The sequence below is a fragment of the uncultured Roseibium sp. genome (assembly GCF_947494555.1).
In the GTDB taxonomy this organism is placed as follows: Bacteria; Pseudomonadota; Alphaproteobacteria; order Rhizobiales; family Stappiaceae; genus Roseibium.
The window spans coordinates 253,996-276,737 of sequence record NZ_CANLVF010000001.1; the positions used below are offsets into that span (position 1 = coordinate 253,996).

Here is a 22,742-nt window from a genome sequence, read left to right on the forward strand (position 1 = left end):
GATTCCTGGGCAGAGGGGGAGGCGCTGCACTGGTCGAAAGGCTATCGGCATGTTCTGGAGGCGCTCATCGCGCTACAGGGCAAGTGCCGATCCGTGTCGTGACCGTATCTTGGGAACGTGGGGGCGGGCCTCTATCGAGTGGGCTGAATGGGAAAAACGCTATTTGTGGGAGAGTGCTATCGGGAGCTCTCTGAAGTTCGAACAAACTACGATGTCTTCAAGTTTCTAAAAAAGCTCAGCGACGAATTCGGTTTTGACAGGTTCGCCGTTCTGTTTCTGCCGGACCGGAATTCGACGCAGATTTCGTCGCACATGATTGTCAGCAACTGGCCGCCGGAGCTCATCCGCGCCTATGACGAGATGAAACTCGTGGTGAACAGCCCGATCATCGAGCAGTTGCGCAGTTCGATCGATCCGCTGGAATGGGAGCTGGAAGCAGTCAACAAGAAACGAAGACCGGAAGAGACACAGAATTCAGTCGGTCTGTTCAAGGACTTCGAAATGATGGGCGGCGTCTATTTTCCAACCTATGACGCCACCGGCCGCCGGGGCGCGGTTTCCTTTGCCGGCAATCGGCGGAAGCTCGACCCGGACGAACTGGCAACGCTGCATCTGCTGGCGCTCTTTACCTATAACCAGATCTCCGAAGTCGCCGAACGCCTGACTGACCCCTCCGATCACCTGTCCCCGCGCGAGCGCGAATGCGTCTACTGGTCGGCGGAAGGCAAGACCAACAACGAGATCGGCGTGATCCTGTCGATCTCCGAAAACACCGTGTCGAGCTACATGATCTCGGCAGCACGGAAATTGGGCGCCGTCAACCGGACCCACACCATCGCCACGGCCATACGCTCGGGTATTGTTTCTTGAGGGATGCTTGATATGCGACAGGTAGTGGGTTTTGCGATGGTTTGTTTGTTGTTGTTCTCGGCGCTGCCAAAAGCAGCAAAGGCCGACTTCGTGCCGTTATCGCCCGAACAGAATATGGCGCTTGTTGCGCAGTTCATGACTACTTATTTTTTGGGTGATGATGAATTTAAGTCTTGTGCACAATCTTGGCGGCAAGAGATATTCGCAACACGTTGCAAGCCTTATCTGGAACGCGTTGAAGCTTTCGCGAAGGAGCGCGCCGGCAGCTTGGATGAGAAACTGTTGCGAAACATGATCGATTTCTACATGGGGCTTGATGAAGTTTACTCAATAGATTGAAGATTATTCCAGGATCAGGAACACGCCGATTGCATGGAAAACCGGCGTGTCGGGAGGAGCAGACTTCTAGAAGAATTCAAGGATGCCGATCGATAACAAACGCTACCGTATTGGTTCGTGAGCCGACTGCCCTGCAGGTATTACGCTCGGTGAGAACTTTTTCCCTTTACCAGTACAATTTTGTCGCTGATCTCATGCGACAGCGTCGGGCGATAGACATCGATATTGTGAACGTCTTTGGTGTCTCCGGCAGATATTCATGGTGGATTTTTGTGCTTGGACGATCAACCGGATTTCGTGCTTGTGTGCATGACGAGTGACACCATTGACTGAATCCGGAAAGACGACCGTGTAGCTCATCCGATCGCCTTTGATGTCGTTCAGCCAATCCTCGGAAGCTGTTCCAAAGGCAAGTTGGACAGCGCCTGAAGCAAAATAGGCGCTGCTATAGGCCAGCGGACTCACCTCAGAAGGAACGCCCAATTCCTCAGGCAACCAAAGTAAGCGGATTGAGCGCGTTCGGGGTGTTGTTCGTGTTTCGGTGCCAGGCGTTGCCCGCAAGAGGCTGGCTTGTCTTTAACGCGATGAGAGGCCGTTCGGCGCAATCAGAACTTTGCCGGCTCTTTCGCCTTTCATCGTGTAGGCGAGCGCTTCCTTGATGTCCTCAAGCGGAAAGATGCGATCGACAGGTGCATTGAGTTTGCCCTCTAGTATCAGGGCTGTCAGTTCCGCATAGACCTGCTGCTGTTCATCGCGCGATGAATTCTGGAACCAGTGGACCAGCCAGAAACCGCGGATCGAGACATTTTTGAAAATGACCGATGCATCGGACAGCGTCGCGTTTTCGCCCGACATGCCGCCATAAAGCACCGCAACTCCATTCGGCGCCAGCGTCGCCGCGAGCCGCCCGAGGGTTTTGCCCGCGACCGCATCGAGCGCGAGCACCGGTACGCCGTCCAGTTCCGCGGCAACACGCTTCTGAAGATCTGGACCATCGACAAAGGCAGCGTCCGCGCCTGCTTCCATAACATCGGCAATCGCGCTTTCCCGCCGCACCACCGATGCAACGCGAATGCCACGCGCCTTGGCGAGCTGGGTGACATAGCGGCCAACGGCGGAGTTAGCAGCTGACTGGATCAGCCAGTCGCCTTCTTGCAAGGAGACATATTGCGTCAGGAGCAGGTAAGCTGTTGCCGGGTTCACCGAGATCATCGACAACTGATCAATGTCAGCTTCGGGAACCGGGACGAGCGTGTGAGAGGCGAAGACCTTCTCTGTCGCCCAGGTGCCCGGAGGCACGGGCAGCAAGACGAGCGTACCTGCCGGCAATCCCTCGCCATTGACTTCAGAAACGCGGCCGATCCCCTCCATGCCGGCTGGCGCTGGAAGCGGCGGTTGGATCCCGTATTGACCGGCGATCTGAAACACATCCGAAGGATTGATCGGCGCACGCAGAATTTTGACGCGCGTCTCTCCCGGTGCAAGCGGCTGCGGTTCACGTTCAGCAATTTCAATGACTTCAGCCGCATCGCCGTGCGTTTTGTATATGGCCTGTTTCACTCTTTCCGTCTCCATCTTCAAGATCCTGACTTCGCATACTTTTCACTAATGAACGAAATTCATTAAACTAGATGGGGTGCTCTCTTGATATGTCAACGCTAATGAATAAAATTCAGTAATGGAAAAATCACCACCGATTGCCGCGCCGAGGCGCACCAGAGACCCGGAGACCAAGCGCGCGGCGCTTCTGGATGCCGCGCTTCACCTCTTCACCGAGGATGGCTATGAAAATGTGTCGATCGCCGACATTGCGAAGCGAGCGGGTATTGCCGTTGGTACGGTGTACAGGTTCTACGAAAACAAACTCACGCTTTTGCGCGCCATGCTTGAATCGCTCGAAGACGAGTTCGTGGTTCAGATGCAGTCCGACTGGTCGCAGGGCGGTGATTATTCAGCGCGCCTCGACCGCGTCTGCCTGGGTCTCTTTACCCTGTCGGAAAAGCGCAAGCCGCTTCTGCGCCTGATGTCCATGACCACGGATATCGTCTACGCCGACGGCTCCTTGCCGGGCGACCGCATTCAGGCGCAGATCAGGCTCATGTATGGCGACGGCCTGCGGGACGGGGCTTTCCTCAAAGGTGACATCCCGCTCATGGCCTCCATGGCGCACGGTCTGGTCGAAGGAGCGATGATGGGCTGGATGCGGAACCCCGGGCTTTCGGCTGCGAACGCCGCGGGCCAGCTTGCATCGGTCATGAAGAGCGGCTTTGTCAAAAATCAGCGGTCCTGACGCCCGTTTTCAGGAAACCCACGGATCCATTCCAGCCGAAAATCCGAGGAACACCTCCAGCGCCTTGCGCTCCGATCCTGTACGATCAAACCCTGTCGAACCGCCGCGCAATCGTGATCCCAGATGACGTTGCACCCCTGTGGATAACCGATCACGTTTTTCAGATATTTTTTGCAGAAACACTCAGAAACACACCCATAAAGTGCGTGTGGAAGTGTGTCGTTGCACGCGGAATTTTGCGGTAAATCGAGTATTTTTGACAGTAATATTACAACTTTATGCAGGTAATTTACGACCTATTTACAACCTTAGTCATTCGTGACAGTCTCGCGTTAAACGGGTGCTGGGTCTTGCAGGTTCGCCATGCTTTCGGGGTGTTCGGAAGCTGTCGGCGGTGATTTGCCTAGTCGAGAGCAAGCGCATTTGGGGGCGACGTGAGGTATGCAAATTTCAAGTGAGAGACCGGTTGAGCCAGCGCTGCCGCTGAATGAGGTAAGTGATGTTTGTCTTCTCTTGGATTTGGAGGACGCAAGTCCGAGTTTGGAAGCGAACCTCCTCGGGTTTTCAATCGGTCGGTTAACAAGCGTGTCACTAGAGAAGTTGATAAACGTGCACGATGCAGCGATCAAATTTCCTGTTTCTAGGGTCAAAGAACCTGCTCTCGCAACACCAATTACTTTTGTCGAAATGAATTGTTGGTTTGGGTAAGTTCGGATCGCGGGCTCTTGCCGCATACGAATCGAACCCTAACCCCAGAGAAGAGAAGACCGTAGATGCCTTATTTCATGACAACAAACTACGAAGGAGTACCAAGCATTGAGAGAGATGAATATTGGAACGATCAATGGGGTAGTATTGTAGAAACTCTACTTGAGCCAATTGATAAGGGTTTAAATGTTGATGCGAAATACTTCCCGTTGGGTGGGTACTTAAGAGAAGAAATGCCAATCATTCCCGATCTTTTCTCTATTCAATATTGGTTTTGTACAAGTGTCATCCGGGAAGCGATAGAGCGTCTGGAGCCTAGTCGACACAAATTTCACCCATTTACATTGCGTGACGTAGAAAACAAAAAAACTGTAAAGGAGTTATTCATCATAAATATTTTAGATCCGATTGACTTACTGGATGTCAGTAATTCGCAGAATCTTGATGTTTATACAGATTTAGCCGGCAAGCGCGGAGTTGCACTTAATCCTGCTTATCTATCCATGGAAAAACGTGAAATTTCGCTGCGCGATGATGGAACACAAAAGCGTCATCTTTGGTTGGGCCCCGGCGCATACGGGCCAGGTAAGGCGTTTGTATCTGATGAATTGCATGAAGTAATATTGCAATACGATATAGAGCCTTCACCCCTCAAATTTTATCAAACAAAGTAATTACTTGTTAAATATTGGAAAATCAAATGTCTACAAGTACAGCCCAGAAAATACGCGACAAAGCGCGTAGTGTTGTCAAGTCGTTGTTTGGCGAAAATCCATTGCCAAATAACGCTGTATGGGAGGCGCATCATCTAATCTCAGTAAAAGTTTATGAAGAGCTAGAAGATAAGCTGAAGGCTTTAGGCATTGGACTCAACGATTTTGATAACTTAATTCCGCTTCCAACTAATGCGGATGTTGCGAGCAACCTTAATCTCGCGAAGCATACAAGGCACGTCGACAAGTACGATGAAATCGTGAAGGGCAGGCTAAATATAATACTTGATTCAGGCGCTGACAAGAAAACCAAGATAGATGCCATAACTGCTCTCAAAAACAACCTTCGCGAAGGTCTCGCGCCCGGTATCAAGTTCGACACTAAGATTGATGGTGACAAAGTCAAAGTAGAAGGAAGCTACGACGCTAACACTACAAAGAAACCAGAAATCCATCTTACACAAACAGACAAGATTGCAATAAACGAGGCCTCGAAAGCGGGAGTTGCGCCCGACAGCTACGTTAAAAAAGGACTTGAGGATTTTGGTAAGGCGGAACTCGGCAAAATCAATCAGGCGTCGCTTCAAAAAATGAACGCAATCAAGGCGCTCGATGGGCTTCAGAAACACGTAGGCGGCCTGGATCCTGGGTCAAAAGGCCAAGTTGCGGGTTTCACCGATAAACTTGCGAATAAATTGCATGACATAAGCAAAGCACTAGACAATTCCGGCGTTAAATCAGCTTTCGATGATCTTACCCCAGGTTCGTCGGCGGTCTTACGACAAGGCGACGCTTTTGATGATGTTCTAAAGGGTTTGGGTAAGTATCTCGGGCCATTGGGCGACATCATTTCAGTCCTTATGCACGCTGAGGCGGCGCGCCAAGCATTTCTTGAAAATGACAATGAAGCGGCTGCTTCTCATATCGGCGCGGCGATCGGCGACATTGGCGGTGGTTTGTTAGCGGGCTTGGCTGCAGCAGCTATTCTAGTAGCATTGGGTACGCCGCCAGGCGCCGCGCTTACCTTGGCGGCATTGGCCGCGGGCGCGTTTGGTTCATACTATGGCGAAAAGTTTTTGGGTGAGGCGGGCGCCGCGTTTTATCGTGCGTTGACCGGTGCGGATGATGCTGACGATCCTTATGGCGACTTGTTCGGGGACGGAGGCCCCCTCGAAGGCCAGGAGGGGCAATTTCCTTCACCGGAAGTTCTCTCGTCGCTTCTGGGTTACTTTCAAGCTTTCTTCCCGACACTCGCTGCAGCTGTTGATCTCATCAACCTCTTCGAAGCTGTTGCGGGGCTGATTGATCCGCTGGTGATCGATCTCGATGGGGATGGGGTCACGACCACGGCCGTTGAAAACTCCACCGCCTATTTCGATCTCGATAACAATGGTGTTGCCGAGCGGGCAGGCTGGATCGAGCCGGAAGATGGGTTCGTGGTGCATGACTGGAGCGGTGATGGCATCATCAACAACCGCTCCGAACAGTTTGCCACCTTCGATGAACTCAGCCGCCACGACACCAATGGCGATGGCGTGATTTCGGCCGAAGACACTGCCGAGACCAAGCTGATGGACCTGGATGGCGACGGTCTGCTGGAAAACGTCACCCTTGGCTATGACAGCCTCAAGGTCTGGGTCGATGCGAATTCGGACGGCAAGACCGACGAAGGCGAGTTGAAGACACTGGCCGAGCTCGGCATTACGTCGATCGATCTCGACAAGACCACCATTGACGTTGTCGACAATGGCAACGAGCTGAACGCGAAATCGATTGTCTCCTTCGGCGATGGTACAACGGCCGACATTTACGGTATTTCCTTCAACCGCGACACGACCGATGCGGACTTCTCCGCGCGCATCGCGGCTCTGGATCTGTCTCCGGAAAATCTTGCCCCACGCATCGACGCGTTCCTGTTGCCGCAGCTGGCAGGGGCCGGCAACGTTCCCTCACTTTTGATCGCAGCGCTTGAAAGCGATGATGTTCTGAATGTCCTGAGGGGCGCGGCGGATTTCAAGGTCAGCGAGACCGAGGAATACATGCTGCGCGTGCAACAGTTGCTGGTTGACTGGGCCGGTGTCGGTGATGTCGATCCGGGTCCGTCGGACCATGGGAACCAGCGCCACATCGCGGCCATGGAAGAGTTTGCCGGACAGGAATTTCCTTTCTCCACGGGCGGTGTGCGCGGAAAGGCACTGGATGCCGGCTGGGATGCGTTCGTTTCCGGCATCGGCCTGCGCATTGCGCTTCAGGTCGACACGGATTTCAATCCGGGTGGGCTAATCTCCTATGACCCACAAACCGATGGCTTTGCGGGTGATTTCGTAGGCTTTGTCGAGCATATCAGCGACGTCATGTTCGAAGATGCTTTAACCTCCAGCTTCGACAACCAGGGCCTGCTGCGGATGGTTGACGTGCTGTGGCAAAGCGTCGGCGACGGACTGACCAGTGCGCAACAAGGTGTGTTCGATGCCTTCTTTACCGAGGCTTTCACACTGCATCCGCAGGCTGTTCCGACGTCGTTCTATGCCAATTCCAAATATTACGACCCGGAGCACAATCTCAGCCTGGATCCGGATTACGTACCGCTGAAAGCAGTGGCAGGTGTCAGCCTGGTGCCGGGCGGTGACCGCGTTATTCACTTGGCCGACGTCGATACCGATTTTCACGATTATGAAGGCGGTGACGATGAGGGCAAGACCTACGATCTGACCCTGAACGAGGCCGGCGCCCTGATGGGGACTGTCACCGAATTCAATGACAATGCCTCGGACAACGGTCTGAACTACTACGGTGCAGGTGACGACTATTATGCCGGCGACGACGGCAGCGATCTTTATTACTTTGGCAGCAGTGTCGGCTACGACACGATTTTTGAAGATGATCTCTATCACAAAAATATAGACGATGTTGACTTGCTGCTGGTCGCCAGCACCAAGGAAAACACGATCCTGACCCGGCAAGGCGAAGACCTATTCATCAGTTGGGGGGGATCCGGCAGCATCGTCAGGGTCCAGGAACAGTTTCAGAATGATCATGCTTTCGAGGGCATTGTCTTTGGCGCAAGTGCGGGTATGGACGCACCGGAGGTGATCGAATTCGACGCTGCGTGGATTGAGGCAAATTCCTGGTATCGCGGTGGAGACGGCCGGGACGCTCTGATCGGTTCGAATGACGACGAAAACTTCCATGGCGCAAGGGGTGACGACTATATCGACGTTAAGCACGGCATCGATAAGATCGCCTACAAATCCGGTGACGGCAATGATGTTCTGGTTGGCGGCGGGTCCTCAACCACTTTGCAGCTTGAAGATCTCGATCCCGGGGATCTCTTCCTCTTCATTCGTCTTGAGACGCTCTACATCGAAGACCGCAAGACCGGTCATGTCATTACCGTTGAAGATCAGCTGACCGGCCGCGGTCTCACAGAAATTTCCTTTGAGAACGGCGAAAGCTGGAGCCGGGCCGAAATCGAGGCCCGCGCGATCGTTGTCGGAACCGAATTTGCCGATGAACTTCAGGGCTCGGACCGTGCCGACACTTACTGGGGGCAGGAAGGCAGCGACGTTCTGCGGGGCGGGAAAAACAGCGATACCTTTCTTTGGGCCACGGGCGACGGCAATGATTTCATCAGTGAGTATGCGCTCGACTATGGCACCGATGTTCTGAAGCTGACCGACGTCACGTTCCAGGATGTCTACCTGACTCGCGGAAACGCCAACGACAATACGGAAAGCACCCTCTTTATCACCATCAAGGCGACAGGTGAAGTGATTACGCTTTCTTCCCAGTTCTACAGTCAATCCGGTGTTGAGCTGATTGAATTCGCCGACGGGCAGACGATCGACCAGGCCGAAATGCTGGCCAATCTCACGTTGGTCGGAACAGATCAAAGTGAAATTCTTTACGGCAGCTATGCATCGGAACGCATCATTGGAGGTCTCGGGGATGACTTCCTGCGTGGCAGTTCTGAGGGCGACATCTACGAGTACATGTCCGGCGATGGCAATGACACCATCTACGAGACGACAACAGGCTCGGACGCCGACGTTCTGGAACTTACGGATCTGACGCTCGCCGATGTCTATTTGAGCACCGGGAATTACGCTGACGGAACGCAAGACGATCTGCATGTGACTGTAAAGGCAACCGGCGAGACTATTACAGTTGACCAGCAGTTCCACCCCATTGACGCGGCAGGTATCGAACAGATCGTGTTTTCCGACGGGACGACGTTCGGCGAGACCGAAATTGTCGCGAACCTGCAGCTTGTCGGCACCGATCAGGACAACACCCTGCGCGGAGGTTACTTCTCTGAGCAGATTGTCGGTGGCCTCGGCGACGATACGCTCTCCGGCGACAGCGGCGGAGATACGTACGTTTATGCGAGCGGCGATGGCAACGACACCATATTCGAAGCATCGAACGGGGCGGGTGAAGATGTCCTGAAGTTCACCGATCTCAACGTCGCGGACGTCGAGTTCACGCTTGGTGAACGGGCCGGCAGCCAGGGATATGACCTCTTTGTCACCGTCAAGGCGACGGGCGAGGATATTACCGTTTCGGATAATGCCATTGATGGTGCCGCAAATGGTCTGGAACGCATTGAATTCGCAGACGGAACGTCGCTTGACGCTAACGGGATTACCCATCTGGCAACCTACGGCGCAGCAGTGCCGGAAGCATATCTTGATGGTAATGAGATGGCTAACAATCTCGTTGGAACGGAGGCCAACGAAACACTCACAGGGAATGGCGGCGACGATATTCTGCAAGGACGAGATGGCAGCGACACATACGTATTCGCCCGCGGAGACGGTTCGGACACCATAGAGGACGGCGGCAATGGCGACACGGATGCGCTCCGGATTAAGGACTACGCTGCCAGCGAGGTGTCCCTCTCGCGCATTGGCACGAGCTACGACCTTGTTCTGACGTTTTCTGGCACAAGCGATCAGATCACGCTGATCAACACTTTGAATGGCAGTTCGGCCGACCAGATTGAGAAAATTGTCTTCGACGACAATACGGTCTGGACGATGACGGATGTCAGGGAAATGGTGCTCGCTCAGGCCGGAACGGCCGGGGACGACGTCATTCTCGGCTTCAACGGTGCGGACACTCTTGCCGGAAACGCCGGGAATGACGATCTTGCCGGTGCGAGCGGGAACGACACCTATCTTTACGCGCGTGGAGACGGCTTCGACAAGATCACCGAAAACACCTTCCACGGCACTTCCGATATGCTCAGGTTTACCGACATCAACCCGGCAGACGTCAGCGTTTACCGGGATGGCGACACCATCACACTGGTGATTGCCGAAAGCAGTCCTGGTGCAGGCGACAACGGGGCCGTCGAGCTGGTTGATTCCGCGGCGGATTTTTTCGAGCGCGGTATCGAAAGCATTGTTTTTGCCGATGGGACAGTGTGGTCGCGGAACGACTGGGTCAGCGTTGCGGTCGAAAACGCGGCCCCAACGGTCGAAGGCAACACAGTAACCGCTCTCGTACCCGGCGCGCCCATCACGATCGCGCATTCGGAACTGCTTGGAAATGACAGCGATCCGGATTCGGACGCGCTCTCTATCATCGGGTTCCGGAATGTCGTCGGCGGTCAGGTTTCGCTCGGGGCGGGCGGTACATTCATCGTCACTCTGGACGACGATAATGTTCCGGTCACCTTCGACTATCTGGTCACGGATGGTGTCTACACCCGAACAGCAAGCGTTACCGCCGGCTATGTCCAGCCGGATGTGATCGATGAGCTTGATCCGGCGACGATCAACGGCACGTCGGGGGACGATCTCTATCGTCTGGCGGGCGGAACGCACACGATCAATCTGGGCACCGGTGCGGATACGCTGATCGTGTCGGCGGATACCGGTGACTATACGCTTTACGACACGGGCAGCGGCGCGGCCGATGAGAATGACCGGATCATTTTCGCCGAAGGTATCGCGCTGTCCGATGTGCGCGCGCTCAGGAACGGCGATCATGTTGTGCTCTCCTTCGAAGGGCTGAGCGGCAGCGTCACCATAAGAGACTTCTCGAACGATTCCTCCAGCTGGCACCAGCGTCAGATCGACTGGTTCGAGTTCTCGGACGGAACCGTTCTGAGCCACGAGGATTTCTTCGCCGAGACCTACTTCAAGGGCACGGTTGGCAACGATGTCATTCGGGGCACTTATGGTGTCGATACGTTCACACTCGGCCTCGGATCCGACACGCTTTACCTCAACCGTGGCTCCGACCGTATCGTCATGTCGGATGCGATCAGCGACATCCGTCTGCATGACTGGGGACGGTCGTCCTCGGACGTCGACGATACGCTGGTCTTTGCCGATGGCATCACCATCGACGAGATCATCGGAACGCGCGATGGCGATCATATCCGGCTGAGCTTCACCGACCGTGCCGGGTCAATCACCATTGAACAGGCATCACGCGATGTCTCCTGGTATCTGGAACGCCAGATAGACTGGTTCGAATTCTCCGACGGCACACGCCTCAGCTATCAGGACTTTTATGCCCAGACCTATTTCAAGGGCACGGACGGTAACGATGTTATTAGGGGCACCTATGGCGCGGATACGTTCACGCTCGGCCTCGGGTCCGACACGATCTATCTGCACCGCGGCTCCGACCGTATTGTGATGTCGGACGCGATCGGCGATATCCGCCTGCACGACTGGGGCCGTTCGTCTTCGGATGTCAACGACACGCTGGTCTTTGCCGACGGCATCACCATTGACGAGATCATCGGTACCCGGGACGGCGACCACATCCGGCTGAGTTTCACCGACAGGGCCGGATCGATCACCATCGAACAGGCGTCGCGTGACGTTTCCTGGTATCTTGAGCGGCAGATCGACTGGTTCGAGTTCTCCGACGGCACACGTCTCAATTTCCAGGACTTTTATGCCCAGACCTACTTCAAGGGCACGGATGGCGACGATGTCATAAGAGGCACTTACGGCGCGGACACGTTTACGCTGGGTCTTGGCTCCGATACCATCTACACCCATCGCGGATCCGACCGGATCATCATGTCGGATGCCATTGGCGACATTCGCATTCAGGAATGGGGCCGCAGTTCATCGGACCTCAACGACACGCTGGTGTTTGCAAGCGGGATCACGATCGACCAGATCAACGTCACCTATTCTGAGGATGATCTGGTGCTGACCTTCGATGGCAGAAGCGGCAGCATCGCCATTCTGGAGGCCCTGCGCGAAGTATCCTGGTACCAGGAGTACCAGATCGAGTGGTTCGAGTTCTCAGACGGAACGCGGCTCAGCCATACCGATTTCCTCAACCAGACCTATTTCTCCGGCACGGACCAGAATGACGACATCTTCGGCACCTATGGCAACGACGTCCTGAATGGCGGCGACGGAGACGACATCCTGAACGGGGGACGCGGCGACGACGATCATTACGGCGGCGCTGGCAACGACCTGATCATCGCCAATCAGGGTGCGGATACGTTCGATGGCGGCGCGGATGTCGATACGCTCGACTTCACCTTCGCGACCGGAGACGAAGTCTTCGACCTGACAGCTGGTACGGTGGCCTTCGAAAGCGGGGGATCGGAAACCATCCTCAACTTCGAAAATCTGATCGCGGGCAGCGGCGACAACCGCATCATCGGTTCCTCGGTGGACAATCAGTTCACCGGTGGCGGCGGCAGCGACACATTCGTGTTCTCCGTCAATGCGGGCGGTCACGATACGATCATGGACTTCAGCGCAGGTGCAGGATCTGCTGATCTACTTGAATTCGGCACCAGCCAGTTCGCAGACTTAGCGTCCGTGATCGCTGCAGCGACTGATGATGGCACGGACACGACGATCACGATTGATGCGGCCACCAGCATCATTCTGAAAAGCGTCCTTGTCTCCGATCTGCACCAAGACGATTTCCAGTTCGTCTAGTCCGCAGGCTTTGCGGTTGGCGCTTTAGAGGCGACTGAAGCGCCCCGCACGAGCGTGCGGGGCAGCTAAACGCTGAAGACCAAGACTTGTGCTGGAGGCTCAGTGTGCGACTGTGTTCACTTGGTGTCTGGTTTGGAGTGCATTTTCAGGCAAGCTGGTATGGAAGGTGCGCGCGTGGCTATGCGTGGACAGGGTGATTGGCATGACCAAGAAAACCAAGGTTTGGACAAGCGAGGCTTGGGCAAACTCTTTGTACATCAAATGGATTTCCTTTGAGAGTTCGCCACATGAAGTCGCCATGGCGCAAAGGTGCCGGCGCGGTGAATTCATAGATCCAAGCTGGTTTCCATACAGAGTTTTTCAGGACCACAAAAACGCAACACTGAACCACGTCTCTCTGATCCAATCCGGCCTAGTGCTGGTTTCGGAACGCTTTGGCGAATTGTTGAGAAGCTTTGAATTTGGCAATAATCAACTCGTTGAAACCGAGCTTTATGATCCCACCAGATCAATAAAGCGGGAGGGTCGCTTCTTCATTCTAAACGTTACCGAAAAGAAGGCAGGTTGTTTAGTTTACGAGGAATCTGCCGGTCCGTTTTCGGGAAAAGCCAATACTGGATATCTGACATCAGGCGTTGGTTATGATGGTATCGCGGTGCGTGAGATGAACTCTATTGGAGGTGTCGATCTTTGGATGGACCCTATCTTGAAAATGACACCTTTCTTCTCCGGGCCACTCGGTGATGCGATCAAAAAGGGCAAATTTGGTCGAACGGGTCTGAAGCCCTGCGTGGTTCTTTCCTGAGCGTGTGAGGCCTGAAACCTTGTTCTGCGTTCGCAGATTTTTGAAGACGTGAGGACCTTTTGGCCTATCTGGTTGATCAGACATCAAACGCTCGCTACTGCCCGGTGTTCGACTGGGTGGGCGAGCCCTACTATTTCAGAGACATGCCGCATGAAACGCCGCCCGGGACACAGCTTGCTGTGGAAGGATTTCCGCGAACCTTGAAAATCAAGTCGGCGCATAAAGCTATTCCGGATTTCTTTCTGCTGCCAGGCAAGTACGCGGTCAGTAGCAGCGCGAGAGATATTCTTGAGGATCTCGAACCCGGCAAACATCAATTCATTCCGGTTGTCCTTTGCAGAAAAAACGGTGAGCTGTTCGAGGGAGACCACTTCGTGTTGCATGTCTGCTCAGCGGTTGATGCGATCGTTCCGGAACAATCTGAAGTTTACGCAATAACAACCGCTTCCGGTCGACAGTCCTTGCGGTTGGCGAAAGTAAGGCCGAGTCTGGCTGTTCAAAAAAACAAATTGAAAGATCGGCACTTTTGGACAGGCAATAAGAGTTTCAATATCAATTTCTTCTGCTCGGACGAATTCTTCAAGAGAGCGAAGTCGGCAAAGCTCAAGGGGTTCGACTTCACGCCGATACGTGAAGTTTGACAGCGGGGTTTAAGGCTTGTCAGCAAGATACTCAAGTTTTTCAACGAATGAGATCAGCGCTAGCTGAGGAAAGTAGAATGAAATTGTGCCTTATTTTATGACGACGAGTTACAAGAACATTCCCGACGTAGACGAAGATAAATATTGGGATGATAAATGGGGAAGTATCGTTCGAAATTTTATTAAGCCAATTAATCAAGGTGTAAACATAAAACCGGAATTATTTCCTTCTAGCGGTTTTTTGGAGCGAAAAACATCAGTAATTCCAAATTTATTTAGCATTCAGTTTTGGTACTGTACCGACGTCATCAAACAGGCTATCGAACGATTAGAACCAGGTCGACACTACTTTCATCCTTACGTCTTACGAGATGCTCCGGAAGGCAAGGAAACTGCTCAACTCTTCATCATCAACATCGTTGAACCAATTGATGCAGTTGATGTTGAGCGATCCGAGAATTTGCGATTTCACGCAGATTCGACCGGACGGGGAGTTATGTCGGTGAGCCCAGCTTATTTGTCCAAGGACAAACGCGAAGTCGCGCTGCACGAAAATTTGCTCAAGGGTCGCCACTTGTGGATTGGTCCCGGAGCTTATGGACCGGGAAGAGCATTCGTCTCCGACGAATTGCATGACATTATCAAAGAGAACGACGTTTCCCCATCGCCTTTGCGGTTCTACAGGACCAAGCGCACTCTTCATTAGTTAGACAGCTAAGTATTTTATTGGCGGAAAGCCTTGTCTGCAGCACCGGCGTAGATCAAGCTGCCAAGGCCGTCTTGCGACAAGAGTGCAGAAACCTCATCAGGCGATCATCCGCAGCGAATACTCACGCTGTCAGTTTCTGCCTTGTTTTCGGTCCGACAATGCCGTCGGCGATCAACTGGCTGCGGCGCTGGTAGTCGAAAACGCCGGCATTTGTCTTCGGCCCGAATATCCCGTCAGGCGTCAGATCTTCTATTCCAGGTGGGGCCTTGTGGTTGAGAACGTTCTGAAGTGCGGTCACCTCATCGCCGCTGCTTCCGACCTTCAGGAACTGCTCTCCTTTCTTCAGTCTGGCAATCTCCTCCTTCAGCCACTCGATCAGATAGTCCTCACCCAATGGAAACAGAATGGGGCGGAAGAGGGCTTCGACTTTCTTGAAATTGCGGGCCATGTGCAGGCCCTTGATGATCTCATCGGGGTCATATCCCTGATGGAAAAACTGAAGGTGCTTCTCGCAGTCGAGCCAGCCCTCGATGATTGCGAGCCGTTCCAGAACAGTGAGCGGTGACGGCCCCTTGTAATAAACCCCGCCATAAGCGTAGAGCGCGTCCATCTTGCCCTTGTTGCGGGAGATGTAGTTGTGCCGCAGGGCAGCGGAAACGACCTGAACCGACTGATTGTCCGTCAACGTGCCCATGAGTTTTGTCCGGTTGCCGACTTTCATCCTGGGAGGCAGATTGGCGACGTAGTATCCATGCGTCTTGGCCTGCTCCGTCTCGAACTTGTAATACTCCGAAGGTTCCACCTGACCGAAACCCCATGCGGTTCCCGCACCTTCCTGCTCTTCGTTGTTGAAGAGCGACTCCTCCCAGCAGATGGCGAGCATGAGTTCCCAGCTGAACACATAGCCAATGCCATGATTGGCCGCGATCAGGGCTTTCATTTCATCATAGGATTTTCCGGGAAGTTTCGGCATGGCGGCAGCTCCAAAACGAATATTTAAAACAAATGCAAAGAATTAAACCAAGTGCGCGCAGACTAGCATATGAATGCAGGAAGGTGAACGCGCCAAGTTCCTTGGAGCGCACGTCCGCTGAATTGTTTCTGGAAAATTTGCTTTGAGAGTTACGCAAGGTAATTGACGGAGAAGCGTTCAGCCTTGCCGATGGATCCTTGTGAGGCTTGCGAAGAGACAGAAGGCATTTGAGTGTTTCCAACAGGTTGCCGGGTGCGCCGGATGGATGCCTGGGCTGCGCTTATCAAAAAACTGCAGCAGGACATCGTCTCGCTGCAGTTCTCAATTCTTTACGTGGCTGCTTGGTCTGCTGCCCCTCATCTCATATGTGAAGGTAGAGATCGTCACCCTCGACCGAGACGTCGAAGCGGCGGGCCTTGACGGTCGGGTCGACCAGAAATTCGCCGGAGCGGATGTCGAATTCCCATCCGTGCCAGGCGCAGCGTACCAGCTCGCCCGCCCGGTCATATACGAACTCGCGATCCGAGGTTTGCCTTGTCGTGCCGCAAACCGGTCCTTCGCACAGGGCGGCGCCCTTGTGCGGGCAGATGTTCAACAGGGCATGGTAGCCGTCGTTCAGATTGAAAATGCCGATCGAGAGGTTTGAAACGCTGACGATTTTCGGTGCGTTCCGCATGACGTCTGCGGTTTTGCAGGCATAGTGTTTTGTTGTCATCGGTGTTTCCTATTCAGCGGCTTCGCGAACGCGCTGCGGCAGGCGAGAATAGACATCGAGGGCGTTCAGTCCGAGAACCTTCTCGCGCCATGCCGGTGGGATGTGCAGTTTCGTGACGTCGTCATAGTCCCAGTGCGGATAGTCCGACGCGAACATCAGGGTGTTTTCGCCATCCATCGCCTCAAGGGTTGCCCACAAGTGCTGAATGTTCTGAGGCTGCTCGAGCGGCTGCGTGGACATGCGGATATTGGTTTTGAAATATTCAGACGGCAGACGCTTCAACCAGGGCGTTTCCTTGCGCAGCGCCTTGTAGTTTGCGTCGAGCCGCCACAGCACCGAAGGTACCCAGGCCACACCGCATTCGATAATGACCACCTTGAGTGCCGGCCATTTTTCGAAAACACCCTGCGCAATCAGGCTGGCAACATGCGTCATTGCGGTTTGCGGCAGAATGGCATGCGTTTCCCAGAAAAAGGTCGTCGGTCCGGCGCCGATCGGTGTCGCGTTAATGCCGCCCTGGCCGCCGAGATGCATGGCGAACGGCAACCCCATTTCTGCACAGGCTTCGTAAATGGGATGGTAGAACGGATCGCCGTAAGGGCGCGCAGCGCCGTGACTGACAAGCACCTGGACAACCCGCGGATGGCCACCCACGCGGCGGATCTCGGCCGCTGCCAGCTGCGGATCCTGAGGCGCCACGACAATCGAACCCCAGAAGCGGTCATCCTTCGGCAGCCAGTAGTCGATCAGGTAGTCGTTATAGGCACGGCAAAGAGCGTCGGCGTAATAGGGGTTGGCGAGTGTTGAGGCTTCGATGGGCTCGTCACCGGTGAGGATTGCGACATCGATATTGTATTTATCGAGGTGCTTCTCCTTCATGATGGCGTAATTGTCGTCCTCTTCCACCGGATTGACATCGTGGCGTGCAAAGCCTTCCGGGTGGAACCATGGACGGTGCCCATGCGGGAAAGCGCCGCGTGGACCTGTTTTCTCACCGCGCACAAACATGTCCTTGAAGACCCCATCCATATAGGGTTCGAGAACGGTCGCGCTGCACCAATAGTTGTGGCAATCACAATCGACGATAAACACATTCTTCTCCGCTGCTAACAGGATCAAAAAGACCCTCTGGCGTTGCTGCCCGGCTTTGGCTAAACGGATATCATCGACAATTATGTTCATACACGCTCTCGAAGTGTCGTTATCAATCGGGAATTTCGATTAAATGAACCAGTTGCTGCTGATCACGTTCCTCGACGTTCTCGAGACCCGAAATTTCAACAAGACCGCGGATCGGCTCAATATCACTCAGTCGACCGTCAGCGCCCGGATACGGCAACTTGAAAACCAATTGGGCGCGCGCCTGTTCGAACGCGGGCGCGGCGGCGCCGAACCGACCGTCGCGGGCCGAAGGTTCGAAGAACACAGTCGGGCCTTTCTCGCCTTGTGGGGGCACGCGAGACGTGATGTCAGGGAAGGCGCGGGCGCGGACGGCAGGCGATTGCGGATCGCGTGTCAGCATCAGCTGGCCCGATTTTTCCTGCTGGACTGGATCGAGGCGCTCCAGACAAACGACCCGGAGCTCAAGTTGCACGTTGAAATAGATTTTTCCGGGCAGATTCAAAGGGATGTTCTCACCGGCCAGGCGGATATCGGGATCTTGTTCACGCCGCAGATCGTCCCTGACCTGATCATTTCGGAATTGAACACGATCGACTACACCATGGTTTCCACGAAAGCCGAAAGACTGGAGGACGTTTCGGCCAATGACTACGTGCGTGTCGCCTACACGGCATTCTTTGAACGCACGCATGACGAACTGCTGCCGGACCTGACGCACCCGATGCTTTCCATCGGCAGCGAAGATCTCGCGCTGCATCTGCTTCGCCGCAAGGGAGGTACCCTCTATCTTCCCAGTTTCCTGACCGCCCCGGACAAGAGCGGGGTCGCGGACCTGCAACCGGTCAACGGGGCGCCGACGATACCGCAGCAGGTCTATTCTGCTGTACACACGCGCCGGCGGCATATGCCGGTTGTGAATTCGGCCTTGAAGTCGCTGGAGACGTTTGCGACCGACAAACAATCGAAAATTTTGATCAATAACTGAATTCTGCAATCTCCAACCAGCACTTGCGGTGGGTTAGTTTCCCGGGCGCCAGTGTCAGGAGGGGAATATTCGCGACATGCTGATGAGCAACAAGAATGTGTTTTCGCTGGAAGCCGCGAACAATCAGCCTTGCTACAATGGCGGCCCGGCGACACTTGTCTGTAAGGCCGTCATCGAGGAAACGGCGGACAGCAAGACCTTCATCTTCGAGGATGCGCACAGCCGGAGCTTTGACTTCAAACCGGGTCAGTATCTGACCTTCCGGTTCGAAATTGACGGCGAAGTCTGGCCCCGCGCCTATTCGATCTGCTCCACACCGACACGGCCGCACAACGTACAGGTGACGGTCAAACGTGTTCCGGACGGCAAGGTTTCCAACTGGCTGAATGATACGCTCGCACCCGGAATGTCGGTCGAGGTGGACAATCTCTCCGGCGCTTTCAACTACATTGATATCGCCGCCAAGAAACCGCTTTTCCTTTCCGGCGGATCAGGTATCACGCCGGTGATGTCGATGCTCCAGTACATCACGGACGTGGTTGACGACACCGACGCCGCTTTCATTCATTTCGCACGCAGTCCGGAAAACATAATCTTCAAAGATCAATTGAAGTTTCTGTCGAGGCGCTACGAGAATATCGACGTGCATTTCGTCGTCGACGCGTGCGATGAGGAAGACCGGTTCGACGGCACCGTTGGAATAATCAGTTCCGGGCTCATTCGGGAGCTTGTACCGGATCTCGAAGAGCGGAGCATTTTCATGTGCGGTCCCGAGGGGTTCATGCGGACCGCCCGGACCATTGCTCGCGAGATGAATGTCATTGCCATCCACGAGGAAAGCTTCGGTGAAAAGATCGTTCTCACCGATAGAAGCGAACTGGGAGGCGAAATCTTCTTTTCGCTTAGCGGCAAATCATCCGTGTGTACGTCGACGGAGACGGTTTTGGATGCCGCATTGAACGCCGGTCTCTGGATTGACTCCTCTTGCCAACAGGGCGTCTGCGGTAACTGCAAAGTGCTGCTGACCCAGGGCGAAGTGGACATGACCGATCTTGGCGGGCTGCAGGACTACGAGCGGGATCAGGGCTACATCCTGGCCTGCTGCAGCCGTCCAAAGGGCGCGATTTCCGTCGACGCGTGAGCCTTTCCACTGCCCCTTCGGGGAGGGTGAAAAATCGAGCGTCGTTTGGTCACCGCCCGAATTCTGGCAGAACTTCATCCGAAATGCGCTGCATGGTCGTTTCGATCTCGGCGTTGTTGAATCTCAGATTGAGCGCGACGTGATTGATGCCTATCGACTTGAGTTCGCTCAGATATTGCTTCAGATACGAGACACCGGACTGAAAGCCCAGGTGAATAGGACGCGGTGCCGCGTCCGGCATCGCTAGACGCGCAGGGTGCCGCGGTCGCCGGAAGGATCCGAATTCCTGCCCGCCGCGCGTGAGATTACAGCGCCGGAAGATGCGGTACGCACTGCACTGGAAAGGGGCAGCCGGCGCTGGTCGAATACCAACGGTTCGTCGCTCCTGGCAGTTCGATCCGATTGAGGGCAGCTTTGCTCCAACTTTCGGAAACACAGCTCTGGAAGATGCAAATCTCAAGGGCCGGAAACTCACCAAAGGCACGCGGGTTCTGCGTTCATTTTTCAGCTCGTGGCGAATTGCCGGGGACACTCTGTCCAATGGATCTGGTGGTAAACGAAACCGGCCTTTCGCTGAAAACCATACGCTACCGAATCTAAAGTCTACAAGGGAACTTTCCGTTGATGCCGTGGCTTTGCTTCGGCCGTTCAAGAGTCTTGATTAGTTGTTATTTTACCGGCGTTTAAGCATAGACTAACTCTTCAACTTTAAAATGTGATATAGTTTTTGTACGCTATTGTTGCATTTCGACCGCTTTAGGCGTTGCTAGCCAAGTATACAACCTGAGTTCTTTATTCATAATCGGGAGAGAAGTGTTATGGTCTCCACATCTGCCAATTCCGGCGATAATCTTTCCGACATTCTCGTGCAGGCCGATTCCGCAACGGATTATGATGACCTGAAAATGCTGCAAGCGCAGCTGCAGTCTCTGTTGGCGGAGGGTTTTGTGGCGGCGGACAAAGCGCCCCGTGCCTTTGCGCCGGCACTTGAGATGACGCCGAAGTTTCGCGCCAGGTATTTTCCGGACGAGGCGGAAGGACTGGAACTCGCGGGTTTTGAAGGTGGATTTGGCGGTTTTATCGGGGGCGTTGCCATCGATGTGGCAAACGCACTTGCCAGCGCTGAGCGCCGCGTCGCCTATCGGCTCAAGACATTCTTTGGTTTCGATGGCATCCGCCTTGTAGAGGAGGGGGACAGCTGGACGCAATATCCAGTACGGCTGGAAGATATCGTCGATCAGCTTGGAGAAAACAGCGACATCGCAATCTACTCGGTCGGTGCGGCAGGCGATCTTGTTTCCAATATGGCGGCTCAGAAGCAGTACCTCAAAGCTCTGCGCAAAACGGGCGCGTCAGGCATGATCCTGTCGGGTGGCGGGAATGATTTTTTCGGCGAGTTCGAGAAGGTGCTGCTCGAATTTTCACCGGGCAAGAAACCCGCTGACCTCATAGACGCGTCCGCCTTCGATCCTGTCTTCAATACCGTGATGAGCAGTTTCCAGACAATCCTGTCCGATGTTGCGACACACCATCCGGGTGTCATGGTTTTCGGACACGGCTACGACCTGCCGTTTCCGCAGGAAGATGGCAACTGGATCGGTCCCGCGCTGATCAGCAAAGGAATACCGCTCGCTGTCGGACGCGACGTATTGAAAGTGATCATGGATCGCTTCAACGTCGCCCTGAAGCGATTGGCCAATGTGAACGCCAATTTTACTGTCAGCGACCTGCGCGGCAAAGTCGACAAGGGGCAGAACAGCTGGTTCGACGAGCTGCACCCGAAAAATGCAGGCTATGGCCGTGCAGCAGCGATTATCGAGGAGGCCATTCGAGCCCGGCTGGAGGGTGGAACGGAGGCCGCGATGGTTGCGCCGGCTCTCGAGGGAGCAGGATGGCAGCCCTCTGCTGAGCCGGTCAGTCAGGATGGCGCTTCCGCCACCCCAACCGCGATCGCAAGTTCGGGTGACGTTTCCAACGGTCATATGATTGCGGGCTATGACGGTGAGGGCGGCGACGGTTTTCTCTGGGCTCTGGCGCGAAGCGAGGCGCGCTTTGCAGGCACATTCACCGGCGTCGGCTCCGGCGCCCAGGCAGATGCAGACGAAAGCGGCGAACTCTTTGACGAAGATCCCGACGTTCCGTTTGCGTTTACGAATATGGGATCAAATGTTGAACTCAATTTCGGTTTCCTGAAAAAGCTTTTCGAAGACGGGTCAACTCAAGGAGGGGTACGAGCCGTGCCGCCTACGGCCGGCGGGTTCGACCATAAGGCTTTCATTGATTTTGTCGAAAGCCTGGGCTTGCGGCATTTCACGCCGGCAGAGTTTCTCGTTCTGGGTGGCAACAACGGACCGGGCGGTAAGGGGGAGGGGCTGAATACGCTTCCACCGCGCGCTCTCTGGCCCAATATCGCCAACACTGCCAGGATGCTGGACGAAATTCGCGACCGGCTCGGAACGGCGGTATTTATCAGTTCCGCCTATCGATCACCCGCCTATAACGAAGCGATCGACGGGAAGACATCCTCTCAGCACCTGAAATTCTCCGCCTTCGACTGGGCGGCGGCAAGCGGAAGCGTTGCGCATTGGCGGGACGTTGCGCGGTCGGTTCGAGCCGACAACCCGGCATGGGTTGCCGGTATCGGTTTCTACCCGGGGCTCAAACCGGGCAGCAGCAAATTCATTCATGTGGATACCGGCTTCAAGGTTCGCGACTGGACCGGATAGGTCAGGCCAACCGCCGCTTTTCGTCAGGACGCGCGAACAAAATTTTCAAATTGCATTTTCGGGAATTCACT

General features: G+C 54.5%; 17 protein-coding genes and 1 pseudogene. 12 read left to right on the forward strand and 6 right to left on the reverse strand.

Annotated elements, in window-relative coordinates:
* Positions 1-147: 147 nt before the first annotated feature.
* Both Q0915_RS01085 and Q0915_RS01090 read left to right on the forward strand, forming a co-directional pair.
* The gene (locus Q0915_RS01085) at positions 148-870 is read left to right on the forward strand and encodes a LuxR family transcriptional regulator (protein ID WP_299472548.1); all 723 of its coding nucleotides are present in this window, start codon (positions 148-150) and stop codon (positions 868-870) included.
* A 12-nt stretch (positions 871-882) separates the two neighbouring features.
* The gene (locus Q0915_RS01090) at positions 883-1,209 is read left to right on the forward strand and encodes a hypothetical protein (protein ID WP_299472549.1); all 327 of its coding nucleotides are present in this window, start codon (positions 883-885) and stop codon (positions 1,207-1,209) included.
* 576 nt (positions 1,210-1,785) lie between these two features.
* Here the strand turns inward: Q0915_RS01090 and Q0915_RS01095 are convergent.
* Positions 1,786-2,769, reverse strand: coding sequence for a zinc-dependent alcohol dehydrogenase family protein (locus tag Q0915_RS01095; protein WP_299472550.1), 984 nt, complete (start codon positions 2,767-2,769; stop codon positions 1,786-1,788).
* A gap of 118 nt (positions 2,770-2,887) precedes the next feature.
* Between Q0915_RS01095 and Q0915_RS01100 the strand changes: the two genes are divergently transcribed.
* The 3 genes and pseudogenes from Q0915_RS01100 to Q0915_RS32060 all read left to right on the forward strand — a co-directional run.
* Entirely contained in the window at positions 2,888-3,499 is a 612-nt protein-coding gene (locus Q0915_RS01100; protein WP_299472551.1) for a TetR/AcrR family transcriptional regulator, read from the forward strand.
* A gap of 773 nt (positions 3,500-4,272) precedes the next feature.
* Positions 4,273-4,881 (forward strand): DUF1629 domain-containing protein, encoded by a 609-nt coding sequence (locus Q0915_RS01105; protein ID WP_299472552.1) that lies wholly within the window; start codon positions 4,273-4,275, stop codon positions 4,879-4,881.
* 26 nt (positions 4,882-4,907) lie between these two features.
* Positions 4,908-5,186: pseudogene (locus Q0915_RS32060) on the forward strand (AHH domain-containing protein); the annotation flags it as partial.
* Positions 5,187-5,210: 24 nt separating this feature from the next.
* Here the strand turns inward: Q0915_RS32060 and Q0915_RS01110 are convergent.
* Positions 5,211-5,549, reverse strand: a complete 339-nt coding sequence (locus Q0915_RS01110; protein WP_299472553.1) for a hypothetical protein — start codon at positions 5,547-5,549, stop codon at positions 5,211-5,213.
* Between the two features lie 186 nt (positions 5,550-5,735).
* On the opposite strand from Q0915_RS01110, the gene Q0915_RS01115 reads away from it, so the two are divergent.
* From Q0915_RS01115 to Q0915_RS01130, 4 genes are all read left to right on the forward strand, one after another.
* Positions 5,736-12,854, forward strand: coding sequence for a calcium-binding protein (locus Q0915_RS01115; protein ID WP_299472554.1), 7,119 nt, complete (start codon positions 5,736-5,738; stop codon positions 12,852-12,854).
* Between the two features lie 202 nt (positions 12,855-13,056).
* Positions 13,057-13,659, forward strand: a complete 603-nt coding sequence (locus Q0915_RS01120; protein WP_299472555.1) for a DUF1629 domain-containing protein — start codon at positions 13,057-13,059, stop codon at positions 13,657-13,659.
* A gap of 200 nt (positions 13,660-13,859) precedes the next feature.
* Positions 13,860-14,300 (forward strand): DUF1629 domain-containing protein, encoded by a 441-nt coding sequence (locus Q0915_RS01125; RefSeq protein ID WP_299472556.1) that lies wholly within the window; start codon positions 13,860-13,862, stop codon positions 14,298-14,300.
* A gap of 97 nt (positions 14,301-14,397) precedes the next feature.
* The gene (locus Q0915_RS01130; RefSeq protein WP_299472557.1) at positions 14,398-15,006 is read left to right on the forward strand and encodes a DUF1629 domain-containing protein; all 609 of its coding nucleotides are present in this window, start codon (positions 14,398-14,400) and stop codon (positions 15,004-15,006) included.
* A 124-nt stretch (positions 15,007-15,130) separates the two neighbouring features.
* Here the strand turns inward: Q0915_RS01130 and Q0915_RS01135 are convergent, their stop codons facing one another.
* From Q0915_RS01135 to Q0915_RS01145, 3 genes are all read right to left on the reverse strand, one after another.
* A complete protein-coding gene (locus Q0915_RS01135) occupies positions 15,131-15,982 on the reverse strand; it encodes a peptidoglycan-binding domain-containing protein (protein WP_299472558.1) in 852 nt (283 codons plus the stop codon).
* Between the two features lie 361 nt (positions 15,983-16,343).
* Positions 16,344-16,697 carry a Rieske (2Fe-2S) protein gene (locus Q0915_RS01140; protein WP_299472559.1) on the reverse strand — a complete coding sequence of 118 codons (354 nt, stop codon included), beginning with the start codon at positions 16,695-16,697 and terminating at the stop codon, positions 16,344-16,346.
* A gap of 9 nt (positions 16,698-16,706) precedes the next feature.
* Entirely contained in the window at positions 16,707-17,789 is a 1,083-nt protein-coding gene (locus Q0915_RS01145) for an amidohydrolase family protein (RefSeq protein WP_299472560.1), read from the reverse strand.
* 133 nt (positions 17,790-17,922) lie between these two features.
* Here Q0915_RS01145 and Q0915_RS01150 point away from each other — a divergent pair, with 133 nt between their 5' ends.
* Both Q0915_RS01150 and Q0915_RS01155 read left to right on the forward strand, forming a co-directional pair.
* The gene (locus tag Q0915_RS01150) at positions 17,923-18,804 is read left to right on the forward strand and encodes a LysR family transcriptional regulator (protein ID WP_299472561.1); all 882 of its coding nucleotides are present in this window, start codon (positions 17,923-17,925) and stop codon (positions 18,802-18,804) included.
* 82 nt (positions 18,805-18,886) lie between these two features.
* Positions 18,887-19,945, forward strand: coding sequence for a hybrid-cluster NAD(P)-dependent oxidoreductase (locus tag Q0915_RS01155; protein ID WP_299472562.1), 1,059 nt, complete (start codon positions 18,887-18,889; stop codon positions 19,943-19,945).
* 49 nt (positions 19,946-19,994) lie between these two features.
* Here the strand turns inward: Q0915_RS01155 and Q0915_RS01160 are convergent, their stop codons facing one another.
* Positions 19,995-20,186, reverse strand: a complete 192-nt coding sequence (locus Q0915_RS01160) for a hypothetical protein (RefSeq protein WP_299472563.1) — start codon at positions 20,184-20,186, stop codon at positions 19,995-19,997.
* Between the two features lie 577 nt (positions 20,187-20,763).
* Here Q0915_RS01160 and Q0915_RS01165 point away from each other — a divergent pair.
* Positions 20,764-22,671, forward strand: a complete 1,908-nt coding sequence (locus tag Q0915_RS01165; protein WP_299472564.1) for a D-Ala-D-Ala carboxypeptidase family metallohydrolase — start codon at positions 20,764-20,766, stop codon at positions 22,669-22,671.
* The last annotated feature ends 71 nt before the right edge of the window (positions 22,672-22,742 follow it).